The following is a 2,502-nucleotide window of genomic DNA, read 5'->3' on the forward strand; positions in this document are numbered from 1 at the left end:
CGGGGTCTCCCCTGCCCCGTCCTCCCGCAGGAGTCTTCGCGCCTGGAACGTAGATCAACAGGGTGCCAAAATCAACAATAAGCTTTAACACAGCCTTTCAAATAATAGGGAAGGATTATTTGAAGTAAATACAGAATATTAAAACATTAACATTCAATCACAAGATTTGTTCGTTTATTCATAGCTCACTTAGAATTATTTGACTTGGGGGAAAATAAACATGAACGGTTTGGACGTTAAGCGCGCTTTGTTTGAAAGAATGATTCCATTTAATCATAAGCTGGCACCACTATTTATACGAGACAGCTTATATTCTATCATTCCAGAAGGAACAGAACATATTTTCGTGATGGGAATAGGTTCAAATGTTATAAATGGCGACAGTCTTGGTCCTTTTGTTGGGACCTTACTTCAAAATCTATATCCCAAACATTTGACAGTAGTCGGAAACCTTCTGTCTCCTTTAGATGCACAAGCACTTGTGCCGAGAGTTTCACGCATCACTCTGCCCAAAAATAGTTTTGTCATTGCGATTGATAGTGTTCTAGGTTCAAAGAGATTCGTTAACTCCATTGTTGTTCGTGAAAGTTCCTTGCTGCCTGGATCTGGGTTGGGTAAAAACCTTCCCCCCATTGGAGATTGCAGCATTATGGGGGTTGTCTTGGATAACGACCCGACAATGGAATGTTCTATCTTTTCGACCAACCTTCATCTTATTTATACAATGGCAACCAATATTGCCAAAGGGATTTCACTAGCTGTGAGGCAATATTATAAATATCCCTCTGATCATCCCATTTTGCACCATTGCTAGCAGGGATTAGGAAGATTTTTCAACCATATTAATAATAACAGATATTTCAATTTATTGAAATTTTTGAATCGATTATTCCTTCACTTGATGAACAAGTGCAAAAAAGCCCGGAGGCACCCCCGGACTCCAGACGGATTATACACATTTAATTTCTATTCCTTTTGATCCCATAAATAAATGACCACAGCTTCATATTGTTCCTTTGATAAGGAACCAGGAGCAGATTTAGGCATTTTCTTTTCTACAAAACTATAAAGATCTTCTTTCTTTTGAAAATCGGCATGAATTTTCGTTGAATCCAGTTTTACTTGACCACCAGTAATGTCACCGGAACTATGGCAGGTGATACAGCTTTTTTGAAAAATGTCATCCCCTGCCGATCCTGTAGCCGGTTCACTTGCTGGTTTGCTTGCAGGTTCTTTTGATGAATTATCATCACTACAAGCACTTAATAATCCAATCATTAAAATAAATAAACCCAAACCGAAGATCCTTTTCAAGCTTTCCCCCCTTTTTTAGTTTCCTACGGGATTGCCATCTTGATGGAAATAACGGCCTTCTGGCAATCACATAGATAAAAATAAACATGCCCTATGACATCATATTTATAAAGTCCTATGATTATTCCAGGATTAATACTATGGTTATGTTACACATTTATCGGTGAGGAGTACAGCTCAACTAAATAGATTCAAAGTGGGTAAGTTTTTTTAGTGAATACTCAAGCATCCATATCGGGATAGGTCTGCCATATCTGCTTTGTTGGTCTAATTGCTCCCTTTCAGGCAGGATACTTGGTAAATCAGTTTCTATGGCACCACGTATGATTAGATCGGAAATGGTCGGAGGATAAGGACTTCTCCTAATATGGTGTTGGAGGTTTTCCATTACTTTATCATAATCCATGACCTGGCTAAATTTTAACCACGAAAGGACGGTCTCATTTTTGAGGATGAACTTTGCATAGACGGATTCAATTAAGATCAATAAACCAATCATCTCTTGCTTCGTCATTTATACCCCTCCTAGACCCTAATTTACCGCTAATCTAAGTGTTACCACTTGTTCATCTATTAAGACCTTTTAGACAAAGAAAAAAGGACAGCGCAAGCAGGTAACCTGCTATACTCTGTCCTTTTCTTCATTTTCGGATTCTTCTTTATTGAACCATAGGGGGTCATTATTGTCCTCTTCCCCATTATAGTTGATGAGAATTTCTTCCCCTGCTTTGATATCTTTGTATGCGTAAAAGTCGAAGGTGTGATTTGGAAAATTAATTTCATATGTAGCATTGGGCTCATACGAATGGTTAAATAGCATCCCATATCCTAAAAGAAGCGCAGTGTGATTGATTCCATATTCAAATGCATAATCAGCGAGCAATGTTTTCTCGATATGAACATGCTCCTCATTTGGATAAGGAATAACTGGTGCTTCATGAATCAGCTCACCTTTTGCGATATCACGAGTCGCAAATACCCCTCTATTCAATTCCCCATCACTAAGCTTGGAAGTCTTAATCTCAATCATGTTAATCACCTATTCATTTCTTTCCAATGAAGTTTTTAATCTTAATATAGCTTGCCATTAACTAAACAAGAAAGCAAATGTTTTTTTCTTTCCACCATTTTTTCGCTGGTATATTCTATGGTGCCTGATACCATGACAGAAAAAACTGTCTTTTTCAA

The 2,502-nt window shown here is 38.0% G+C and carries 4 protein-coding genes; 1 reads left to right on the plus strand and 3 read right to left on the minus strand.

What is annotated here, in order from left to right:
• Nucleotides 1-220: 220 nt before the first annotated feature.
• Entirely contained in the window at nt 221-814 is a 594-nt protein-coding gene (yyaC, locus tag V7137_RS14650; RefSeq protein WP_335698775.1) for a spore protease YyaC, read from the plus strand.
• A 152-nt stretch (nt 815-966) separates the two neighbouring features.
• Here the strand turns inward: yyaC and V7137_RS14655 are convergent, their stop codons facing one another.
• From V7137_RS14655 to V7137_RS14665, 3 genes are all read right to left on the minus strand, one after another.
• Nucleotides 967-1,314, minus strand: coding sequence for a c-type cytochrome (locus V7137_RS14655; protein ID WP_335698776.1), 348 nt, complete (start codon nt 1,312-1,314; stop codon nt 967-969).
• Between the two features lie 181 nt (nt 1,315-1,495).
• Complete coding sequence (locus V7137_RS14660; RefSeq protein WP_335698777.1) at nt 1,496-1,828, minus strand: hypothetical protein; 333 nt, start codon at nt 1,826-1,828, stop codon at nt 1,496-1,498.
• Between the two features lie 108 nt (nt 1,829-1,936).
• Nucleotides 1,937-2,344 carry an SET domain-containing protein gene (locus tag V7137_RS14665; protein ID WP_218348408.1) on the minus strand — a complete coding sequence of 136 codons (408 nt, stop codon included), beginning with the start codon at nt 2,342-2,344 and terminating at the stop codon, nt 1,937-1,939.
• Nucleotides 2,345-2,502 lie beyond the last annotated feature (158 nt).

This window comes from Neobacillus drentensis (assembly GCF_036962765.1).
Classification (GTDB): domain Bacteria; phylum Bacillota; class Bacilli; order Bacillales; family Cytobacillaceae; genus Neobacillus; species Neobacillus drentensis_C.

Bases quoted from the DNA above. Each gene is read 5' to 3' on its own strand.
- yyaC (WP_335698775.1), top strand. From the start codon at position 221: ATGAACGGTTTGGACGTTAAGCGCGCTTTGTTTGAAAGAATGATTCCA.
- V7137_RS14660 (WP_335698777.1), bottom strand. From the start codon at position 1,828: ATGACGAAGCAAGAGATGATTGGTTTATTGATCTTAATTGAATCCGTC.
- V7137_RS14665 (WP_218348408.1), bottom strand. From the start codon at position 2,344: ATGATTGAGATTAAGACTTCCAAGCTTAGTGATGGGGAATTGAATAGA.